Genomic DNA, 21,590 nt, shown 5'->3' with positions numbered 1-21,590 from the left:
ATGATGATTTTTTTAAGCGAAGATAGCAAAGATAAAAAAAGCTGGCACGTTATGCCACCTACCGTGCAAAGGCTGATAAGCGGTAAGTCGGACATTTCACCGGAAATGGCTATTCGCCTTGCAGCCGTTATCGGCAGCTCCGAGCGCGTCTGGATGGGTATGCAGGATGCTTATGATCTCTGGCATGCCAGACAGAGAATAGATACGTCTAAACTGCAGCGGCTATGTAGTGCTTAGCCAACAAACACAGGCAAACGGGGATGAATCAATATCCCTGACCCTATTTATTCAAGAAACCAGTATTACCTTTTTAGACTGTGTAAAACTTCTTGTTTGATACGCCACACTTTTTGCTGATATTGCACCAACTTCCTGAAGCGCTTAGTGCTGAACAAAACCGCTGCAACAACACCAGCAGCTATTCCTGTCCAGGCTAAACCAGTTAGTAGCGTTGGGGATACATGCCTGTCAGTTAGCATTAACCATATTATAGCTACTGCAATACAGGCAACTGCGTAAATCTGCGCCAGCTTGATGCTGTTTAAGGCTGTTCTGCCTTGAATTAATCGAAGTAACAGTGATATCAAGACAAACATCAACGCTGTATCAACCAATAACACCAGCATAGAAAACTCAAACAAGATAAAGCTAACCAGCAACAGCAGCACAACACTTGACAGCATGCAGCTAAGTAACGCTGCTAAACCCAAGCCGAAATGTGGCGGGAAAACGCCGTGATACTCATTACCCATTTTGGTCTTTATTGCATGCGCTACTGAAATACCAGACAACATATCAAACTTACTCAAATTGGTTCTCCAACCGCAAAATCACCGTCGCTCCCGCCGTACATTTGGACTTATTTTTACCTATTTTAAATCAACGGTACCCCGTCATCCAAACTGCGGGTACAACTACTCTTTGCGGTTAAAGCTCTGTTACTGAAACAAATCCAGTTGGCCACTTTTTTAAGATTTCAGTAGTTTACTCAAAGGTGTAGGAGCTTCCCCACGTTGCTCTGCCGCAGTGTAAAGTTCACACAACCGACTCAGCTCAACTTCATACATATACTTACATTCTTCATAGTCGTCGCTATTGGTCGTTTCTGATTGCGCCAGTAATTCATAATAACGTATCGCGTCTTCCAGCGCCTGAATGCAAACCGCAACAGATCGAAAATCAAGATTAAGCATTAGAAACCCCTTTATTTTTTATCTCGGCATTAATAGCCAGCTGATCCAGCGACCGTAAAAATTTGCTTACTGGCATATCAAAATTGGGTGAGATCGAATAATGCCATGAATTTTTCTTTGGGATATAGTGGTCTTTAGTAATTACCAACTCTTTAGGAATAATGGTGCCAGCAGGAATCGTTGCAGCTGCTGCCATTATTAACCGAGCCGGAAATACCGGATCAAGCGTAAAGCGCGCATCTGTAAAAGCTGGACTAGCACTGCCTTGATTCGTCAGCGTCAATTTGACAGGTGAAGCAAAAATGGCTGCACATGTAGCTTATTTAGCTTCACTCGGCACTCGATAAATGCCACTAATAAGTTTTATTGTGATGGTGGTCGATGCAAGTTAGGAACATTTTATCAAGGTGTAGGGATGAAAATTTACCCAGCACCAGAAAGCGAAAAGCCCCGATGATACTCACCGAGGCTATGGCGCCGACCAGGCTCCCCCAATCCACTTGCCGAAAAGTTTAATGACTAGTTAAATGCATTTCAACAGCACCACTGCATTTAGCTGGCCACACAGCAGTAACGTCATGTTTTTTCAAGTTGCGCATCCATTGGTTATGTTCTAGATTGGGTATTCGGTACAACCTGATAAATATTAAGAACTTCAATTACTTTTGAAAGTAGTTCTTTGTTGGCCAAAATAATGAGAAAGGGATGTCTTATGAAGTTGAGCCACGTATTGTCCACATTAAACCAGATAGAAAAATCTAAGTTCATTACGTGTCTGGACAAATTATGCTCATCAGCAGCTTCCAGTGATGAAGTGATTTCACAAGCGCTGAGTAAAGTTAATCGCCAGATTAAAGACGCATCTGGCAGTGAAATTACGCACCTTTTCAACGCCGTTGCAATTCAGTATCAGGATTCAATTCGGGAAAAACTGGCACTAAGCGATGCCTCTATGGCACTGCTGATAAACATTCTTACCCGGGATGGTAACGGTATTGCCCGTATATCGTGGGTGGAGCAACTTTATAGCCGTGAGTGGGAAGCATTAGACGCCCTGGCACAGCAGATCCAACAAGATCTCGATAGCAACCTAGCGGAAGACTATGGTCATGCACATCGTCTGAAAATTTTCCGTGATTGTCTAAACGTTGCCTACACAAACGATGAGAGAATTAATCGCCAGGCAAACATCACTGACGACGAACGCAGCATTCTAAATACACTGGCCCATCATCTGAAAATTTCTCATGATGAAGTGGTTGCGATAGAACATTTATCCGAACCAATCAAAGCCGGCAAGCAAACGGTAGAAAACTGCCTGCAAGAGCTACGCGATATGGGTGTGATATTCGTTAATCGCAAAACATCCGAAGTGCTAATCCCAGATGAAGTGGTTACGGTATTAAATCAGATCCAAGGTAAAGAGCTGGCCGATAAACACTTGCTAAGGATCTTACGGGTGCTGTCTGACGCTGAATTATCAAATGTCTTAAAAAGTTACGGTAAGCGTATTCGCAGCGTTAGCCGGGGCGAAAAAATCAGTACCATTTTGCATTCCGGTATCGCCGTGCGAGATATGTTGTCACGCGATTTGTTCGACGAAGCTGACAACCAAAACAAACGTAAAGATCGTTTGAAACAACTTATCGCTGATTTGGATATCGACGCTGACAAAATTGGTTTCACGCTTGATGAACGTATAGATGTGATTTTGCAAAGCCTGAATACTGCTGCCGACCGCGAGTTCGATGCCATTAGCGCCACAGGTTACAAAGAAATGTTTGACGCTCTGGTGCAGAATTTTCAAGGTACTGATGCAACTGGCGCTCCGGAAACATTAGTACAACGCATCCGGTGCGAGTATGAGCTTGAAGAAACTGAGGAAATCAACGTTGAGCGCTTGCGGGCATTAAGTATTACGCCGCATGACGTTTTATACCTGCTCACTAATGATGAAGTGAAAGAGCTACGCGATAACCTGAAATTGCCCAGAAAAGGCAACCCAAGAACAAATATCCTGGAAGCATTCGCCAATGCCAACGACAAACTAATTGAAAACTACGCCGCTTTGGCTAAGCGCGATTTGTCAGCGCTCAAAGCTGTTGGTATCGAAATTAACGAAGCAGATATTGGCGTGAAGTTTGAAGAAGCAACAAAAACGATCCTGGAGCAATTGGAACTGGATGTTGACGAGGAACTGCGCAAGTCGATAAATACGGCAAAAGACAAAGCTGACATTATTATTACTATCAGCGATGACGATATCATTATTGGCGAAGCAAAAACCTGCAAAGAAGGTGATTTTGCTAAATACTCAGCAACATCCCGCCAGATCAAAGCTTACGTTAACCGCTGCGAAAATCAGGGAAAACGTGTAGCGCAGGTGCTGATTATCGCGCCCAGTTTCTCGCAGGACTTTATCGAATCCGCAGAGATGGACACTGAAGTGAATATCTCGCTGCTAACGGCTGAGGGGCTAAAGCAAATTCACGATGCCTATAAAGCCAAACGCCGCCCTAATTTTTCAGCACGGTTGCTAACAAAAGGCGGCCTGCTCAAGGCTGAATTGATTGCGAAAAGTATCTAGGGCAGAGCGAATTTACTGGAAAAGTGCTATGCCCCCATTTTAACGAAACGTCATAAATGTTCTTTCTTAGTTCATTCTTTGTTTTATTTAACAACTTTGTGGAGACACCTCAGGCTTCATCTTCAACATGTGTAAGAACTTCTTTAATAACGATTGATATTTGATGGAACTTATTAGGAAATAAGAAAATGAAAGAGGATATTTCTCTTCTTCTGAAAAGAGAAGAGTCACCAATTTTGGAGTTTAAAAGAGAGTGGTATTGGGATGATTCGACGCCAAAAGTTGAGATGGCTGATAAGTGGGGTGAGTTACTAAAAGATATAATCTCTTTAGCAAATGGATACCTTAATTGCACGGGTGAGTATCGTTATTTGATTATTGGATTTTCAGAAAAGGAGCGCGCTTTATACAACGTAGAATTTGACAAAATTAAACAGCTGAAAAACCTGACTGATTTCAGAAAGATTCTGTTTCAGAAACTAGAGGGCTGTACTAAACCTGCTCTCCTAGGCATAAATATCGAACCTGTAATAATCGAATCAAAAACTTTATTCGTATTTGAGATTCAGTGCCCAACTTACTTAATTGAGTTGAAAAGAGAGCTTAAAACAAAGACTCGCCATCTTGACGAAGGGGTTGTGCTGATTAGGAGGGGACAGAAAACAGATGAAGTTCGCACTGCAACGCCTGATGAAATTGAAAATTTAAAATTAGAGTTTGCTAAATATAAAGATTCTGAGCTTCACAAAAGGCTTAATCCAGAACTAGGTCTATCGACCTCAGAGAGATCTATTGAAAAAACAGTTCAGTTATTTATTGATAAGAATGCAAGTTTTACGTTAGCAGAGAATTTTCCAGTAAAAGAGAGAAACTGGAAAGAAAATATAGTATACGAAGTATATAGACTCGAAGATGGATTCTCAGGATTGAGGGAGTTTATCTACATACACGACTCATCAAACCAAGGGAAAACCTTTGCTGATATCAAAAATAAAAATCTAATAACCAACCTATCTGTTTCTATAATATTAATTGACAGGCCGAAAATAAAAGATGTAGAACGAAGAAAGAGCAATATTAGGAAACTTTTTGAATCAAACTATGTTTACTTTATAGACGAATTTGGATACGAACATTTATATAAAGACTGCATTCTCCCTTTTGAGAAATTTAACTTACCAGTTTATGTAAATAGCTTATACGACGAAGGATTAGATTTCGATTTATCTGCAATAGAGAGATTGAAGCACTGGTTTCTTTCTGATGACGAACCACTTTTTGTAGTTAGCGGTCATGGTGGTATTGGAAAAACCACTCTAGCAAAGCAATTTTTAGATTCTATAAGTAATGAAAATTCAGAAACTGGAATATTATTTATAGACTCTAAAGAAATCATAAGCGAGCTGTCAAGAAATTTCAGCCTTGATAATAAGGTTTCAGACGTTTTTGATTTTTATAAAGCCTTGATGGATGCAGACGAAATTGATGGGGCAAGATTCGACAAAGAACTACTCCAGCTATCAATAGATAACGGAAGTTTAGTTGTAGTTCTTGATGGTATTGACGAGGTGATCGCGAAACTTGGAGAAAAGTTTGATGTTGAACAGTTTATTACATCAATATTTGAAGAGTACTCCTCAGGCTTACATAAATGCAAAGTATTGATCACGTGCCGAGACCACTTTTGGAACGAAGTTGGCAAAAAAATACTGCTTCCTCAAATCACCCTAAAAGCTTTTAACAAGAATTTGGCAATTGATTTCTTTGAACAAAAATTAAAAGGCGATAATAAGAAAGTTCAAAAGGCCATGGGTATGGCTGAAGACCTCGCCATAGAATCTACACAAATTACAAAAGACGGCGGAGACAAAACATACATACCATTTTTACTTGATATGATAGGTTACTTAATCAACTCAAAAGATGTAACCGATAATGACCAAGCATATTTTCAGAGTAAATATCTAATCCCAGAAGAACACGCTGATCAGTTGGTCGCTCAACTTTGTCGCCGTGAAATAGTTAAACTTGGAAATTTGTCTGTAGATCAACAGGTGGAACTCTTCATTAGAGTTTCAGCAAATAAACAAAATGGAATTAGCCTATATGACATCAAAGGCGAGCTTGCAAAAATAACCAAAGATTTCGACAACTCATTAATTGAAAAAATAAAAGGACACCCTTTAGTTCAATGTGAAAACAACATGATTTACTTCAGGTATGATGTATTTGAAATATATTTTAAAGGATTATTGATATATTACTTTTTCAAGCAAAAAGACCTAAAAATGCTCAACGAAGAGATAATCCGAATTATAAGCGGATATCTAAAATATGATAGTAGCTTTACTGAGTCTATTGCAGAAAAACTTACTCTAGATGATGACATAATAATATTTTGCATACAGGTAATTGAGTCAGTTAGAAAATTTGACAACGTTAGTAATGAAAAATTTGTTTCATCAATTGTTTCAATTCTTCTAACTCTTCTTCAGATAGGACGAGACCAACAATCTAATCTGAATACAAGAACTGAGCTATTAGAAAAAATTTTTGGCGAGAATGGAAAGTTAGTTGGAGTTTGTTTGGTTGATATATTTGGCGCATCAACTTTCAAGCCAACGTTTGACTTTAGCGGAAAAGAATTAGTTGATTGCACTTTCAATAACTATGAATATTTTTGGGAATGCCATATGGATGAAGGCACTGTTTTTTATAACTCAATATTCAAAGGAATAGACCCTAGAGTAGGGGTTAATTATAAAATACCTAGCGGAATGTTCAGCACCAGCTGTGACTTGTCTGCAATTCAACATTTACTGTCCGAGAAACAGCAAGAATCCAAGAGCACTGAGGAGGCTGTTAAATCTGAATTGGAGAAAGTTTTTAAACTCTTCTATCAGAGAGGAAATTTTTATCCGAGAAAACAAGAAGAGGTGAGAAAAAAACTTTCTGCAGTTAAGTTGCTGCCTCAGCTAATGGATAAAGGCGTTATCAAGAACTATAAAGATCCAAAGAAACCTACGATGAAACAATATCGGGTTTGCGAAAATTATAAATCAGTAATTGACTACTTAGAACAAGGCACCCCGTCGAAAGAGTTTAAAATGTTAATCAGTGACTTAACGTGAAACAAATAACAAATTAAAGAACTCGGAAACGACAAAGCTACGCCATTTCTTGAGACTTTAAAAAAGCTGTAAAAAGCCGGGCTTGCCCGGCTTTTGCTAATCTAAACAAAGCCTAAATCAACTGTATCCCACCGCCAAAGCTGCGGTAAATGCCTACCAGGCGGCTAAAGCTTTGCTGTTGCAGTTGCGCTAACTGATCGCGGCTGCGCAGCAGTTCGCGCTCGGCGTCTAACAAGTCTAAAAACTCACCTGAGCCTGCGTTGTAACGCTGGCGGGCAATTTGCACTGCCTTGTTACTGGCTTGCCACTGTAACTCGGTGCTTAGCTGCTGCTCGCGGCTTAAGTTATAGCTGCTTAGCGATAACTGCATCTCGTTAATGGCATTAAACACCTGTTGTTCAAACTGTGCCAGTGCCATTTGCGAGCTCGCCTCAGCGCTGCGAATACGCGCTTTAACCGAGCCTAAGTCAGCGGCTTGCCAGCTTAGCGCCGGTGCAACCGACCAACTTTGTGTGTCACTGCCTAGCGTTAGGCCCGGGCCAGATAAAAAGCCTAAAAAGCCGCGCACGGATACATTTGGGTATAAATCGGCGGTGGCTACGCCAATTTCAGCCGTGCGGGCTGCCAACACACGCTCGGCGCTGGCAACATCGGCGCGGTAACGCAGGTAGTTTTCCCCCGCTACCACTGCTACCGGCTGCTTAAGCTCTGGCAAATGCGGCACTGCCCCCAGCCTTAATTTACCGGGCTGCTGCGCCAGCAAGGCCGATAACGTAGCATCTGCGGTTAACAGCGCCACCCGATAAGCCGGCACTGCCGCCTGTACCTGATGAAACTGCACATCTATTTGTGCCAGCTCCAGCTCTGATGCCATACCGGCCTCTAACCGTGACAACACTATAGCGCGGCTTTGCTGCAGGTTTTGCAGGTTTTGCTCTGCCACGACTAAACGCAGCTGGGCGCCACGGTATTCACCATAACTGGTGGCCACCTGGCTGATGAGCTGTACCTGAGCGTCGTGCCATAAAATATCAGCTTGCTGCGCATTCGCCTCGGCCGCTTCTGTGGCACGGCGGATTTTGCCGAATAAGTCTAAGTCCCAACTTAAATTAGCGCCTGTGCTGTAACCCCGGCTTATTACACCATCATCCAGCGGCGACACAGTGCCGTTTTCGCTGGCCTGATAACCGGCGTCTAAGGTGCCTTTGGGCAACAAGTCGTTGTTGGCATCACGAAATACCGCATAAGCCCGGTCGACATTGGCGCGGGCCTGCGCCAGAGTGCGGTTTTCGGCCAATGCCCTACTTATAAGCTGGTTTAGCGTGGCATCGTCAAACGCCTGCCACCAGCTTTGTGCCTGCTGTGCCTGTTGGTACGGGCTGCTAAAGCTGATATCCGCCACGTTGGCCGGGGTTTGGTAATCCGGCCCGACGGCACAAGCACTTAATGACGCTGCTACTATTAACGCCAGCGCAGAATGGTTTAGCAATTTACGCATGATGTGCTCCTTTGGCTTCAGTATCGTGCTCGTCAGTTACTGCTTTGTGCTCACCACGCTTGGCCAGCATGTAATAAAACAGCGGGGTTAAAATTAAGCCGAAAATGGTTACGCCTATCATGCCGGCAAATACCGCCACCCCCATCGCCTGGCGCATTTCAGCACCGGCGCCGCTGGAGAACACCATTGGCACCACGCCCATAATAAAGGCGATAGACGTCATCAGGATTGGCCGTAAGCGCAGGCGGCCGGCTTCCAATATGGCGTCCAGTGCGCTCATGCCCTGGTCTTGCAGCTCTTTGGCAAACTCGACGATAAGAATGGCGTTCTTGGTTGCCAGCCCCACCAACACAATTAAACCAATTTGGGTGAAGATATTATTATCACCACCGTACAGCAGCACGCCACTCAGTGCTGATAACAGCGTCATCGGAATAATCAGAATAATCGCCAGCGGTAAGCTTAAGCTTTCGTACTGCGCGGCCAGTACCATAAACACCAGCAGAATAATCAACGGGTAGATAAATAACCCGGCATTACCGGCCAGAATTTGCTGGTAGGTCAGCTCAGTCCACTCGTACGTCATGCCGTTTGGCAGGGTTTCGGCCAGAATTTTCTCAATCGCCGCCTGGGCTTCACCGGTGCTGTACCCCGGTGCCGGGCCACCGTTAATTTCGGCGGTGGTAAAGCCGTTATAGTGCATTACGCGGTCTGGCCCGGCGCTATTGGTCACGTTAATAAAAGAACCCAACGGGATCATCTCGCCGCTGTTATTACGCACTTTTAACTGGCCAATTTGCTCGGGCGTTTGGCGAAACTGCTCGTCAGCCTGCATATTTACCTGATAGGTGCGGCCAAACTGGTTAAAGTCATTCACATACACCGAGCCCATATAAGCCTGCAGCGTTTGAAACACTTCATCCAGTGCCACCCCCTGCTGTTTGGCTTTGGTGCGGTCGATATCCAGATCCAGCTGCGGCACATTCACCTGGTAGCTGGAGAACACGCCCGCCAGCTGTGGCGTCTGCCAGGCTTTCATCATCACCTGCATAGTCACCTTGTACAGCTCGTCATAACCGTGGTTAGCGCGGTCCTGTATTTGCAGCCGGAAGCCACCTATAGTACCCAACCCCTGCACCGGTGGCGGTGGGAATATCGCGATAAAGGCATCTTCAATACCGGCAAATTTTTGGTTTAATGCCGCGGCTATTGCACCGGCAGACATCGACGGATCGGTGCGCTCGCTAAAGTCGGTAAGCGGCGTAAACACAATGCCGCTGTTCGGGCTATTGGTAAAACCGTTAATGCTCAGGCCCGGGAAAGCCACAGAGTTAGCCACGCCCGGTTGTTCCAGCGCGATACGCGACATTTCTTTAATTACCGCTTCGGTGCGTTCCAGTGACGCCGCATCCGGTAACTGCGCAAAGGCAACTAAATACTGCTTATCCTGGCCCGGTACATAGCCGGTTGGCGTAGTAGCAAACTGCAGACCGGTTAAGCCCACTAATACGACATACATTACGCCGACAATAGCGCCAAAACGGATCACCTTTTTTACCAGCCAGCCGTAACCGTTGGATAAGCGGGCAAAGAAGCGGTTAAACGGGCCAAATAACCAGCCACCAAACAGCTTATCCATGCCGCGGGTTAAGGCATCTTTTTTCTCACCATGGCCTTTTAACAGCAGTGCCGACAGCGCCGGGCTTAGCGTTAACGAGTTAATAGCTGAGATAAAGGTAGAAATGGTAATGGTTAAGGCAAACTGCTTATAAAACTGCCCGGTTAAGCCCGACATAAAGGCGGTAGGAATAAACACCGCGGCCAGCACCAGCGTAGTGGCGACAATGGGGCCTGTTACTTCTTTCATCGCCTTTTGCGTTGCGGCAACCGGCGATAAGCCTTCGCTGATGTTACGCTCTACGTTTTCTACTACGACGATGGCGTCATCCACTACGATACCGATAGCCAGTACCAGACCGAATAACGATAACGCGTTCAGCGAAAAGCCCAACAGCTGCATAAAGGCAAAGGTACCCACCAGAGACACCGGCACTGCCACCAACGGAATTATAGAGGCGCGCCAGGTTTGTAAAAACAGCACTACCACTAACACCACCAGCAACACCGCTTCAAGCAGGGTTTTTACTACCGCTTCAATTGAACCACGCACAAATACGGTTGGGTCGTACACGATGTCGTAGGCTAAACCATCCGGAAAGCCTTTTGACAATTCAGCCATTTTGGCCCGTACATCATCCGAGATTTGAATAGCGTTTGAACCTGATGCCTGAAATATCGGAATGGCCACGGCGTCTTTATTATCCAGCAAAGACCTTAGCGCGTAAGTAGAGGCGCCAAGCTCCAGCCGCGCGACATCTTTTAACCGGCTTATTTCACCATTAGCGCCCACCTTGATAATAATATCTGCAAACTCTTCTACTGCCGCTAAGCGGCCTTTAACGTTAATAAGCAGCTGAAATTCGGCATCACCACTAGGCTGTGCGCCCAAACTACCCGCGGCGGCCTGCTGGTTTTGCTCACGAATGGCAGCAGTAATTTGTGCCGGTGATAAACCCAGCGCCGCCACTTTATTCGGGTCTAACCAAATGCGCATGCTGTAGTCGCCAGCGCCAAACAAGCGCACTGCGCCAACACCTTCTATCCGTGCCAGCTCGTCTTTTACATTCAGCGCCGCATAGTTAGACAGATACAGCATGTCATAGCGGTTATCCGGTGAGGTTAAATGCACCACCATGGTTAAATCAGGTGATGATTTTTCAGTAACCACGCCTAAACGTTGTACTTCTTGCGGCAGCCGTGGCTTGGCGCGCTCTACCCGGCTTTGCACCTGGGTTTGCGCTAAATCAACGTTGGTACCGATAGCAAAAGTAACGGTTAATGTCATGCGGCCATCCGAGGTGGCCTGGGATGACATATACAGCATGTCTTCCACGCCGTTAATTTCCTGCTCCAATGGCGAGGCCACCGTTTCAGCAATCACCTTTGGGTTAGCGCCCGGATAGTTTGCGGTAACCACTACTGTTGGTGGCACCACTTCAGGATATTCAGTAATGGGCAACTGCCATACTGCTATCGCACCGGTAATAAAAAACAGCAGTGAGATAACAGCGGCGAATATCGGCCGGCGGATAAAAAATTGCGATAACATTTTTGGCTCCTTAGCCGCGATTTGCTGCAGTGTCAGTGTTTACTTTCTGGACACTGTTTACTTCAGCGGTTAGTGCGCTGCTGGTTTGGTCCAGCAGTTTTTGTGTATTACGAAGGGCGGCTAATTGCTCGTTGCTGGCCATTTCAACCAATTTAGGCGCTACTTGCATACTGGGGCGTACGCGCTGCAGGCCATTAACCACTATGCGGTCACCTGCGTTTAGCCCGCTACTGACAATACGCAGGCCATTAACTTTTTCACCCAAGGTAACAGCGCGGTATTCCAACTGATTACTGGCATTAACCAGCAGGACAAACTTGTTGTTTAAGTCGGTGCCTATAGCTTTTTCGTCAATTAGCACGCCATCATATGAATTACTGCCGACCAGTTTTATGCGGGCAAATAGTCCGGGTAACAAATCGTTTTCGCTATTGTTGAAACTGGCGCGAATACGGATAGTGCCGGTTTGCGGGTCAATGCGGTTATCGACAAAGTCGATGTTGCCAATATGGCCATAATCGGTATCTGACGCCAATGCCATGGTTACCGGATTCGCCGTTTCGTCGCGGGTGTCAGCGCGCTTACCGTCAGCCGACAACCTGGCGTATTTCAAATAGGTTTGTTCATCCACGTCAAAGTAGGCATACATTTTATCTACCGATACCAGGCTGGTAAGCTGGCTTTGTCCTGCATTAACATAGTTACCGGCCGTAACTTGAGCGTACGATACCCGCCCACTAATTGGCGCGCGCACGGTGGTATAGCTTAAGTCGAGCTCGGCCCTATCAAGCGCCGCCTTTACTGAGGCAACACTGGCCGCAGTTTGCTGCTTGCGCGCCTGGCGGCTGTCCAACACTTCGGCCGATATTGCGCGCTGGCTGCTAAGTTTTTCTGCCCTTGCGTAATCGTTCTGCGCTAATACGGCCGCGCTTTGTGCGCTTTGCCATTCGGCTTTTAAGCGCGCAACCTCTGCAGCAAACGGGCGCGGGTCAATTTGTACCAGTAAGTCGCCTTTCTTAACCAAGGCGCCTTCATTAAAATGGACTTGTTCAATATATCCTGACACGCGCGGCATCAGGTTTACCGTTTGCGGTGCCTGCAAGCGGCCAGTAAATTCATCCCATTCGGTGATACGCTCATACACCACTTGCGCCACGCTTACCTGCGGTGCAGCCGGTGCTTGAGGCTGGTTCGCCGCCTCCGGATTACCACAAGCAGCCAACACCAGGGCAGCAACGCTTGCTAACATAAAAGTTCTAATAGTGTTTTTCCTGCTCATGACGCTGTTCTCCACACTCTTGTTAACGGTTGCAAAAAATTGCATAAAATAAAACTTGTTAATTCTGTACTGGTCGGTAAATATATAGAACACATAAAAACTGTCAATATAATTTTGTACCAATCGGTAAATTAATTTAATTCTACGGTAAAAAAATTGGTTCTAAGGCTGAAACAGCACTATTGCAGTGCCGACGATTTCACTAAGCCAACGGAGGCTACTGTCAGGCTATGTCAGTATTGTAAGGCGCCACCATACCGGGTTTAATGCCGGATACCGGCGCATTATTGCCTGAAACTCCTGCGCTGCGGCGTGACCACAGCTTTACTGAACGATCGTAAGCGCCTGGGAGGCTTAGCTGATGTCAGTGGCAAGATATCTGTACTCAACGGTAAGTAACCCTTGCTGGACATGGGGTCTTTTGCTGTTTACTATATCAGCATGTTTTAATGTAGGAGCAGAGCCATGCCAGAAGTAAATTGCACGCCGCATGTCGGCCGGCCACGCGCCTTCGATACCAACACTGCGCTGGAAAAAGCGTTAGAAGTATTCTGGCGTAAAGGCTATGACGGCACGTCATTAACCGATCTGACTGACGCTATGGGCATAAATAAACCCAGCTTATATGCTGCTTTTGGCAACAAAGAACAGCTGTTTTTAAAAGCTATTGAGCTATACGAAAGCCGCCCTTGTTCGTTCTTTCTGCCAGCGCTGGAAAAAACCACTGCCTATGAAGTTGCAGAACATATGCTGTTTGGTGCTGCGATGAATATGGCTGATACCGGCAAACCGCAGGGCTGTGTGGTGGTACAAGGTGCACTGTCGTGCAGCGAAGCGGCAGCTACAGTAAAAGAAGCACTGATGAACCGCCGTGTAGAGGGCGAGCAAAAAATGCGCGAACGCTTTGAGCGCGCGAAGCAAGAAGGCGATTTACCCGCCAATGCCGATGCTGAAACCTTAGCCCGTTACCTGGGTACCGTATTACAAGGTATGGCTGTGCAGGCTAACAACGGCGCCAGCGCCGAGCAATTGCGCGAAGTTGCAAAACTAACACTAATGGCATTTCCGCGCTAATTCGCCTGCCTTAAACTCCACTGTTATTGCCTATTCCTGCAAACCGGCACTGCGGCAATAGGCAAAGCCCCGGCGGCTGCTTATACTGCGTTTATCAATACCGTGGAGAAGCCGCTATGACTGACGAACGTGAACGCTTGCGCCAGCAAATGCTTCAGCCGCTGTTGCAAACAATACAGTCCAACGGCCTGAGTGAAACCAACATCCCGGGCGTAAAGCTATACCATAGTGACGGCCCTACCTCTGCAACGCCAACTATTTACCAACCTGCGTTGTGTTTGCTGGTGCAAGGTTCAAAGCGGGTATGGTTGGGTGATGAACAACTGCAGTACCACGAACTGCAATATCTTATTGCGCCGGTAACCTTGCCGGTAAGCGGTAAAATTATTACCGCCAGCACCGACAGGCCCTACATTGCTCTTCTGATAAACCTGGATTTGCGTGAACTGACAGATCTGATAATTGATATAGCTCACAAGGTAACACCATCGGCTATGCCTGCCCGCGGTATTGCTGTTGGCGATGCGGACCTGTGTCTTTTGTCAGTATTTCAGCGTCTGACACAGTTGCTGCAATCACCACAAGATATTCCAATACTGTTGCCGTTGCTGAAGCGTGAAATGCTGTACCGCTTATTGCTTGGGCCGGTTGGCAGTCAACTGCGCGAATTCACGCAAATAGACAGTCAGGCACACCGCATCAGCAAAGTCATAGAAATGCTGAATCAGCGCTACAACCAGCCGCTGCGTATTAAAGAGCTGGCTGATGCTGCGCATTTAAGCGAATCAGCATTGTTTCAAAGCTTTAAAGCCGTGACCTCAATGTCGCCGCTGCAGTTTCAAAAACAGCTGCGTTTAAACGAAGCGCGGCGCATTATGCTTTATGAAGGCTTAGAGGCCGCGACAGCAAGCTACAAGGTGGGTTATGAAAGCCCGTCACAGTTTAGTCGCGAATACAGCCGCTTATTTGGTGCGCCACCGAAAGCCGATGTCGCGCGTTTTCGCCAAACGCTGTAAATTTTCTGCTGTGGCTACTGTTTAAACTGCACGCAAGGCTTTATGATCACCGCCTCTGTTGCTGCCAACTGCGCCCACTATGTCATCCACTATGAAAAACATGCTGTTGTACCTGGTTACTGTATTAATCTGGGGCTCTACCTGGTTTGCCATTGAGTTTCAGCTCGGTGAAGTGGCGATAGAGGTATCACTGGCGTATCGTTTTATTTTATCAGCCATTTTGATGTGGCTGTTTTGTGTATGGCGCCGCCTGCCAATGCGCTTTAGCGCCAAAGATCATGGCTTTATTGCGTTGTTGGCGCTGTTTAACTTTGCGCTGAATTACATTTTAATTTACCAGGCGCAGCAGTATTTAACCTCGGCCATGACCGCCATTGCCTTTACCACCATGTTGCTAATGAACATTGTTAATACCCGGCTGTTTTTCGGCAAACCGGTGGCCAAACGCATTTATTTTGGCGCCTTAATGGGCATTGCCGGCATAATAGTACTGTTTTATCCGGATTTAGACGGGTTGGATTTTACCAACGCCAGCTTAATAGGCTTAGTGCTGGTGCTGGGCAGTGCGCTTAGCGCATCGCTTGGCAACATGGCCAGTGTACGTAACTCGCGCGCCGGTTTACCTATTACTCAGGTTAACGCCTGGGGCATGCTCTATGGCGCCATCGGCCTGACAGCACTGGTGCTGTTCAGCGGCACACCGTTTACTTTCAGTACCTCGCCGGCCTTTATTATTTCGTTGCTGTACCTGGCGGTATTTGGCTCGGTAATCGCCTTTGCTACTTACTTTGCGCTGTTAAAAGGTATGGGGCCGGAAAAAGCCAGCTACACCATAGTGCTGTTTCCGCTGGTCGCCGTAGTGCTAAGCACCCTGTTTGAAGACTTTGCCTGGAGTGGCTACACCTTTGCCGGCTTTGCTTTGGTGCTGCTGGGTAATGCGCTGGTACTAACGCCGTTTGCCAAAATTAAGGCCTTATTGCTAACACGCCAACCGCAACTAGCCCCCTAAACAGCATACATCTTTAATACGGCATTTAAAGCAAACCAATTAGCTTTAAATGCCGCCGTTACATGGCTTAAGCTACTTTTTCTCAGTAACCACGGGTTGAGCATTTAAAAAGCCCCAGATAAAGTCAGCCTGCATTACTTCCATTTCTGGTGAAGAATTGTTGTCGCGGTAGTACCAGTCCGGATTAGGAATACCGTTATGACTACGGAAATAGCCAAAGTCAGACAAACTGGTTTCAAACACCGAAAGCGCTAAAAAATGTTTAAAGCTGCTGGCCGGATCTAGCTTATCACCCGGTTTAGTCCCTAACGCTGCAACGCCGGCTCTGGAGTGACAACCTATGCAGCTAGAGCCATCCATAAAGCCTGCCTCGGTGACTGAATTACCCAAAAATGTGGGTTGGCCTATGGCGTTGACATATTCAACCTGTGAGCCTTTAAGGCGATAATTCAACCAGGCCTTATTTGCCGCGGCCGGTTCAAACGCATTGGTACTGGTTTTAGTGCCAATATTCATTGCACTAAGCAACTTTTGCCATTCTGGCCGAATGGTTTCAATTGGATATCCAGCGTCATGGTGCAGCACTATGCTACTTTGATTCAGGTTGTCTGATTGCTGGTTAGGCACAACATAATTGTCTGCCGTATTGGCCGGTCTTGCGTCTGCACTACTGTAGCCATAGGCGTCGTTACACCCCGTTACGTCGCAACGACCGGGCAGCGCAATGTGCTCAAACGTTGTCCAAACCCAATTTGGGATGTCTTTGGAGGAAATATGAAACGCGACTAAATAATGCACGCCCTCAAGATTACAGCTTGCTGTAGGGTCTTCCGACAACCCCAGTGCGTTTAGGTTTATTTGCGTCGCCAGGTATTTACTGGCGTAAGCATTAGCGTCGGTATCCATGCCAAGCTGTGCCGCCAGATCCTTATGCAGCCAGTTACTTTTTATCATTACCGCATCGGAGGGTAAGTCAATTCTCACCAAGGACGCCGGTTGACCGTCATGCGCCGACTGGTTAGTTTTACGATAAGGTGCATCTTGCTGCATATTTTTCTGATTAGCAAAAAACACATCCAGCGCACCATTCGCGTTATATAAATTGTTTTCAAACAAATAGTTGTGAAAAACCTGATTACGCACTGTCAGCTCAGCATTGGTCTGTCGAATAACCCTGCCAATACTTTGCGGATCTGCCGGTTTAAACGCTTTAGAGATAGCCGGAACCATATTTTTTGTCTGGCTATTCACCGTCACGGCTTCACAGTTTGCCGGTTCTGTACTGGCAGAATGCGCCTTAAGCATGGCAGCCGTATTAACTTTAGTTAACGGGTTAAGCTGGCTATGAAAGGGTAAGCGAGTGTGGCGCTTTAGCTCACTGCTTTTAGCATGTTCAACGGCTTTATCCGGCTTGGCTTTAGCCAATGCAGTTAACTGCGATGTAAACTGCTCCCCCGGGAACACCGGGCAATGTTCTTTGCTGTTATTTTTGTCGCCAGGCAGGCAACAATTCTCGCTGGCACCCGGTTTCTGCCCCGCCTGGCAAAGCGGGTAGGGTTCTGCCGGCCAGTTCTGTCGCTCGTCAGCCCAGTTTGACCAAAACTTATCGGTAATAACCTCGGCAAACAGTTTCCAGGAAAACATATCCGGGCACGTCATCGCCGGGTTACTGATTAATTTGCCGCTAATTTTGTTCACTGCCTGCAACTGGCCAGACACCAGTTTCATTGAGCAGTATTCACTATCTTTAATAGCTGATTGAAAATACATCGCATAATCTACAGCGCTGGGTTTAGCATCATCTGCCAGCACAGGTAAAGAACATAACAGACACGTAGCAGTAAAAGTTATCAGCTTCATATTAAGGCTCCATTTACAATATCCTGAGGTAACAAGCGGTACAGTTGCTGTAAACACGCTTTAAGGCCTGGCCGCACTTGTAACACTTGCGTTGCAGGTGGATAAAATTTAGATCAGGAAATGCACCGCGTAATGATATTCAATGGAGAAAAAACTGATATTACGTTAAGCGTCGTAACAGCCAACTGCAACCCAATATACAGGTAAACAATATCTCGAAGCACAAACTGAAACTTTGCCGTTAATCATATTTTGTACCCACCTTTTGCGGTGAATGGTGCTCGACTCTCTTTTATGCTAGATTCGATATCTGTTTAAAAATTAAACAGGAAAGCCCCACTGTGTTGCGTGTTCTGCGCCTCCAATTATTATTCTTACTGTGCTGCCTCGGTATACCCACTTTAGCCGAACAGGTCGATTTTTCTCATTTGTATAAACAAATAGACACTGCCCGCCAGCAAGGTGATATGGATAAGGCTGACCAACTAGCCCTGAGTTATAGTGAGTTAGCGAACCAGCAAAAAGATCTTGTTGAACAGGGCAAAGCCTATTACGCCCTGGGCAGAAATGCCATGGAGCGCAATAACTACCCTGAAGCAAAAAAGCAGCTGCAACAAGCTGTTAGTTTGTTTCAGCAAAGCGAGCAGTCAATACTTTTGGCCAACGCCTTACGCCAACTAGGCCTGACTTTTCGCTACCAAAGTGACTACAGTACAGCGCTAAATTATGCTTATCAGGCGATGCACATTTATCAAACAGAGCAAGATACCAGCGCCATAGCATCGGCCTATAACACTATTGGTACTATTCTTGAGAAAATGGGCCAATATGAAGAGGCATTACAGGCTCACCAAAACGCACTAAAGTTGCATAATGAGCTGGGCAATCAAAGTGGCATTGCCAGCGCTATTTACAACGTCGGCGATTTATTCAGAGTGATGGGCGACAACGACAAAGCCCTGAGTTATTTTTTGCAGTCACTCGAACTTGATATGGCCAGCGGTGATCCACGGGACATCGCTTATAGCCATAACAAACTGGGCTATTTGTATAGTGAGTCAGGTAATTTTGCCCAAGCTGAACAGCATCTAAACCAAGCTCTGGCACTCTTTAAGCAAATTCATGCCCCCCGGGACGCTGACTGGGCGCGAACAAATTTGGCGAAGCTCGCCATGGAGCAAGCCGATTATGCCAAAGCTCAACAGCTGCTAGACGGCGTGATCGGCCGTGCTATTGAGCAACACTATAAAAGTTTATTAGTAGATGCATATAAGCTTGGTGCCGAGTTAGCCATTAACAAAGGTGACAATAATGCAGCGCTGGCTTATATAGATGCCGGCGTAACGCAAGCTCGCCTGAACAATGAACGCGCCGATGAAGCCCAACTGGAAAAATTTCGAGTCGAGGTTTTAATTAAACAGGATGCTGTTAGGGAGGCGCTAGCGGCATTGCAGCGACAAAAGCAACTGGACGATGACATTTTCAATACCAAACGGGTGACAGCCATAGCCAGTATTCAGGCTCAGGTAGACTTTACCCGCCAGCAAAATCAAATTGAGCTGCTAAAAAAGGAACAAGCTTTACAACAAGTGAAAACGGAACAGCAAAAGTCAGCCCGCAATTTATGGATCCTTAGCCTGATAGCAGGCTTCGTAATATTGTTGATGCTGTACCGCCGGCACATTCAAAAAAGGCTAAATAGGCTTTTAGTTCAACAAGTAGATGCCAGAACGTTGGAGCTTAACCAAAAAAATCAGGAGCTGCAGCTCGCCTATCAAAAGCTAGAGACCATTAGCCTGACAGACAAGCTTACCGGTTTGCACAACCGTCATTTCCTTGAGAGCCATATAGAAAATGATTTAGACCATTGCCAACGTTTATATCAAGACTGGCGGGCCGGTAAAACTGCCAAACCCGAAAACGCAGATCTCGTCGTGTTTCTTATCGATCTGGATAATTTCAAAGCGCTGAATGACACCTACGGTCATAATATCGGTGACGAAGTCCTTAAAAGACTAAAACACAGAATGCAACAGGTGTTTCGTCAAACCGATTATCTGGTGCGCTGGGGCGGTGAAGAATTTGTTGCCGTGGCCCGCTTTATACACCGAGAAGATGCAAAAACCCTTGCCCAGCGTTTTATCGAGACGATACAGCAAAGCCCTTTTATCATTGAAGGGCTAGCACCGTTGCAGGTTAGCTGCTCTCTGGGTTATGCCTGTTATCCGTTGGATATGAACCAACAAAACAGTCACTGGCCCACCCTGCTAAGGCTGGCAGATTTAAGCCTGTACGCCGCTAAATACTCTGGCCGAAACGGCTGGGTGGGTATAGAAGACTGCAAAACACAGCTAACATCTGCCAATATTAGCGATGCGCAGTTACAACATTGGCTAGATCAAAACAAAGTAATAGTACATCACTCGTTTCCTGGCTCACTCTACTGGCAGCAGCCCTAACCAACTTAAACGCTTTGAGAAAATCATATCTTAGGCAAAAACTCAGACAATGCTTTAAAAAAAGCATATTCATCCAACCCGGCGCGGTTAAGAGGTTTAGCCTGCGCACTCCACATCGCTACCACCAGTTGTTTATCGGGGTCAACAAACACATACTGACCAAAAATGCCCTCGGCGGCATAGCTTTTGCCGTGCATCGGCCAGAGCATATAGCCATAATCAACTGTTTTGCCGCCAATGTTCTGCCTGCTGCTGGCCGCTTTCATCCACCCCTCTGGCAGCACCCGCTGTGTGTTACCATCTAATTCGATAACACCGTCATTAAGCCAAAATAAGCCCAAACGTGCATAGTCACGCAACGTAGCCGACAAACCGCTACCACCTATTTCCAGCCCATCGGGAGATTGCAGCCACCAGTTAGCGTCGGCCTGCATACCCAGCTTCGACCAGATTTTCTCTGACAAATACTGCGCCACCAGCTTGCCGGTAGCCGCTTGCACCAAAGCACCGGCAAGCTGGTTTTCGCCGGTACTGTAGTTCCATACTGTACCGGGTTTGGCTGCACGTGGTAGCGCCGCCATTAAATCTAAAATAGCGCCGGGTTGCTGGTTTAGTTGCGCCTCCAGCATACGCCGTCTGTCGGATGCAGGATCGGTGTAGGTTTCGTTCCACGCCACGCCGGAACTCATTTGTAGCAGGTGTTTCACCGTTACGCCATCGTAGGCGGTACCCTTAAAACGTGGCAAATAGTTAACGATAGGGTCATTAATACTATTGATATGGCCGTCGTGTATTGCAGCGCCAATTAAGGTTGCAGTAACCGACTTAACCACCGACATCGACATCCAGCGCGTATCCGGGTTATTGCCCAGCAGGTACTTTTCAAATAAAATTTCACCGTTGTGGATAATCAGGAGGCCGCTGACACGGTTCATCGACAACACATCATAAAGATCAAACGTTTTGCCATCTACCCGATAAGAAAAATCCTGCAGCGGCTGCTCACTCAACGGCAAAGTGCTTACTGCCCCGCCACGCGCTACGGTGCGGGTTGGGAACAGCCGGTCGATATTGCGAAAAGTATTAACCTGAATATCCGGATACAGCTTGCCGTCGTAAATCTGCCGCACAGTGCCGATAGGCTCATGCATATGGCGATAGGCTAACGGCGCCACCGCATCTGCTGAGCGCGTTTTTTCTGCGGCGTTAGCAAGGCCGCTTAGGTTGAGCAATATGGCTAAGGTAGCAATGGTGGTAGTTTGTATGACGTACATTGGGTACCTATCCTTTTTTATTGGTGACATCAGTGCTTAAA

The 21,590-nt window shown here is 46.4% G+C and carries 15 protein-coding genes; 7 read left to right on the top strand and 8 right to left on the bottom strand.

All coding sequences use genetic code 11. The features are described 5' to 3' along the window. Window positions 1-237: a HigA family addiction module antitoxin gene (locus tag ORJ00_RS07430; protein ID WP_306139427.1), complete on the top strand. Its 237-nt coding sequence runs from the start codon at window positions 1-3 to the stop codon at window positions 235-237. A gap of 65 nt (window positions 238-302) precedes the next feature. On the opposite strand, the gene ORJ00_RS07425 is transcribed toward ORJ00_RS07430, so the two are convergent. The 3 genes from ORJ00_RS07425 to ORJ00_RS07415 all read right to left on the bottom strand — a co-directional run bounded on the left by ORJ00_RS07425 (window position 303) and on the right by ORJ00_RS07415 (window position 1,389). After that, window positions 303-809 carry a hypothetical protein gene (locus ORJ00_RS07425; RefSeq protein WP_306139426.1) on the bottom strand — a complete coding sequence of 169 codons (507 nt, stop codon included), beginning with the start codon at window positions 807-809 and terminating at the stop codon, window positions 303-305. Between the two features lie 159 nt (window positions 810-968). Next, on the bottom strand, window positions 969-1,193 hold the full coding sequence (locus ORJ00_RS07420; protein ID WP_306139425.1) for a hypothetical protein: 225 nt from the start codon (window positions 1,191-1,193) through the stop codon (window positions 969-971). After that, window positions 1,186-1,389 (bottom strand): Tse2 family ADP-ribosyltransferase toxin, encoded by a 204-nt coding sequence (locus ORJ00_RS07415; RefSeq protein ID WP_306139424.1) that lies wholly within the window; start codon window positions 1,387-1,389, stop codon window positions 1,186-1,188. Before ORJ00_RS07415 ends, ORJ00_RS07420 begins: the two co-directional genes overlap by 8 nt. A gap of 516 nt (window positions 1,390-1,905) precedes the next feature. Here ORJ00_RS07415 and ORJ00_RS07410 point away from each other — a divergent pair. Together ORJ00_RS07410 and ORJ00_RS07405 are read left to right on the top strand one after the other, a co-directional pair. Next, the gene (locus tag ORJ00_RS07410; protein ID WP_306139423.1) at window positions 1,906-3,780 is read left to right on the top strand and encodes a hypothetical protein; all 1,875 of its coding nucleotides are present in this window, start codon (window positions 1,906-1,908) and stop codon (window positions 3,778-3,780) included. A 188-nt stretch (window positions 3,781-3,968) separates the two neighbouring features. Then, a complete protein-coding gene (locus ORJ00_RS07405) occupies window positions 3,969-6,911 on the top strand; it encodes an ATP-binding protein (RefSeq protein WP_306139422.1) in 2,943 nt (980 codons plus the stop codon). A gap of 112 nt (window positions 6,912-7,023) precedes the next feature. Here the strand turns inward: ORJ00_RS07405 and ORJ00_RS07400 are convergent, their stop codons facing one another. The 3 genes from ORJ00_RS07400 to ORJ00_RS07390 are packed head-to-tail and all read right to left on the bottom strand — an operon-like array spanning window position 7,024 to window position 12,857. Then, window positions 7,024-8,409: an efflux transporter outer membrane subunit gene (locus ORJ00_RS07400; RefSeq protein WP_306139421.1), complete on the bottom strand. Its 1,386-nt coding sequence runs from the start codon at window positions 8,407-8,409 to the stop codon at window positions 7,024-7,026. Next, window positions 8,402-11,578 (bottom strand): efflux RND transporter permease subunit, encoded by a 3,177-nt coding sequence (locus ORJ00_RS07395; protein WP_306139420.1) that lies wholly within the window; start codon window positions 11,576-11,578, stop codon window positions 8,402-8,404. Before ORJ00_RS07395 ends, ORJ00_RS07400 begins: the two co-directional genes overlap by 8 nt. A 10-nt stretch (window positions 11,579-11,588) precedes the next feature. Beyond that, the gene (locus ORJ00_RS07390; protein ID WP_306139419.1) at window positions 11,589-12,857 is read right to left on the bottom strand and encodes an efflux RND transporter periplasmic adaptor subunit; all 1,269 of its coding nucleotides are present in this window, start codon (window positions 12,855-12,857) and stop codon (window positions 11,589-11,591) included. Between the two features lie 465 nt (window positions 12,858-13,322). On the opposite strand from ORJ00_RS07390, the gene ORJ00_RS07385 reads away from it, so the two are divergent. The 3 genes from ORJ00_RS07385 (at window position 13,323) to ORJ00_RS07375 (ending at window position 15,956) form a co-directional block, all read left to right on the top strand. Continuing rightward, a complete protein-coding gene (locus tag ORJ00_RS07385) occupies window positions 13,323-13,931 on the top strand; it encodes a TetR/AcrR family transcriptional regulator (RefSeq protein ID WP_027669877.1) in 609 nt (202 codons plus the stop codon). A 116-nt stretch (window positions 13,932-14,047) separates the two neighbouring features. After that, complete coding sequence (locus ORJ00_RS07380) at window positions 14,048-14,947, top strand: AraC family transcriptional regulator (protein ID WP_027669878.1); 900 nt, start codon at window positions 14,048-14,050, stop codon at window positions 14,945-14,947. A gap of 91 nt (window positions 14,948-15,038) precedes the next feature. Beyond that, complete coding sequence (locus ORJ00_RS07375; protein ID WP_027669879.1) at window positions 15,039-15,956, top strand: DMT family transporter; 918 nt, start codon at window positions 15,039-15,041, stop codon at window positions 15,954-15,956. A 72-nt stretch (window positions 15,957-16,028) separates the two neighbouring features. Here ORJ00_RS07375 and ORJ00_RS07370 read toward each other — a convergent pair whose 3' ends face one another. Beyond that, window positions 16,029-17,816 carry a hypothetical protein gene (locus ORJ00_RS07370; protein WP_306139418.1) on the bottom strand — a complete coding sequence of 596 codons (1,788 nt, stop codon included), beginning with the start codon at window positions 17,814-17,816 and terminating at the stop codon, window positions 16,029-16,031. Between the two features lie 341 nt (window positions 17,817-18,157). Between ORJ00_RS07370 and ORJ00_RS07365 the strand changes: the two genes are divergently transcribed. Further along, window positions 18,158-20,275, top strand: coding sequence for a tetratricopeptide repeat-containing diguanylate cyclase (locus tag ORJ00_RS07365; RefSeq protein WP_306139417.1), 2,118 nt, complete (start codon window positions 18,158-18,160; stop codon window positions 20,273-20,275). Window positions 20,276-20,298: 23 nt separating this feature from the next. On the opposite strand, the gene ORJ00_RS07360 is transcribed toward ORJ00_RS07365, so the two are convergent. After that, window positions 20,299-21,549, bottom strand: a complete 1,251-nt coding sequence (locus ORJ00_RS07360; protein WP_306139416.1) for a serine hydrolase domain-containing protein — start codon at window positions 21,547-21,549, stop codon at window positions 20,299-20,301. Window positions 21,550-21,590 lie beyond the last annotated feature (41 nt).

Source organism: Rheinheimera baltica, assembly GCF_030731985.1.
Lineage (GTDB): Bacteria > Pseudomonadota > Gammaproteobacteria > Enterobacterales > Alteromonadaceae > Alishewanella > Alishewanella baltica.
Note: the sequence above shows the minus strand (reverse complement) of the source record. Positions and strands in the feature narration are given on the sequence as shown.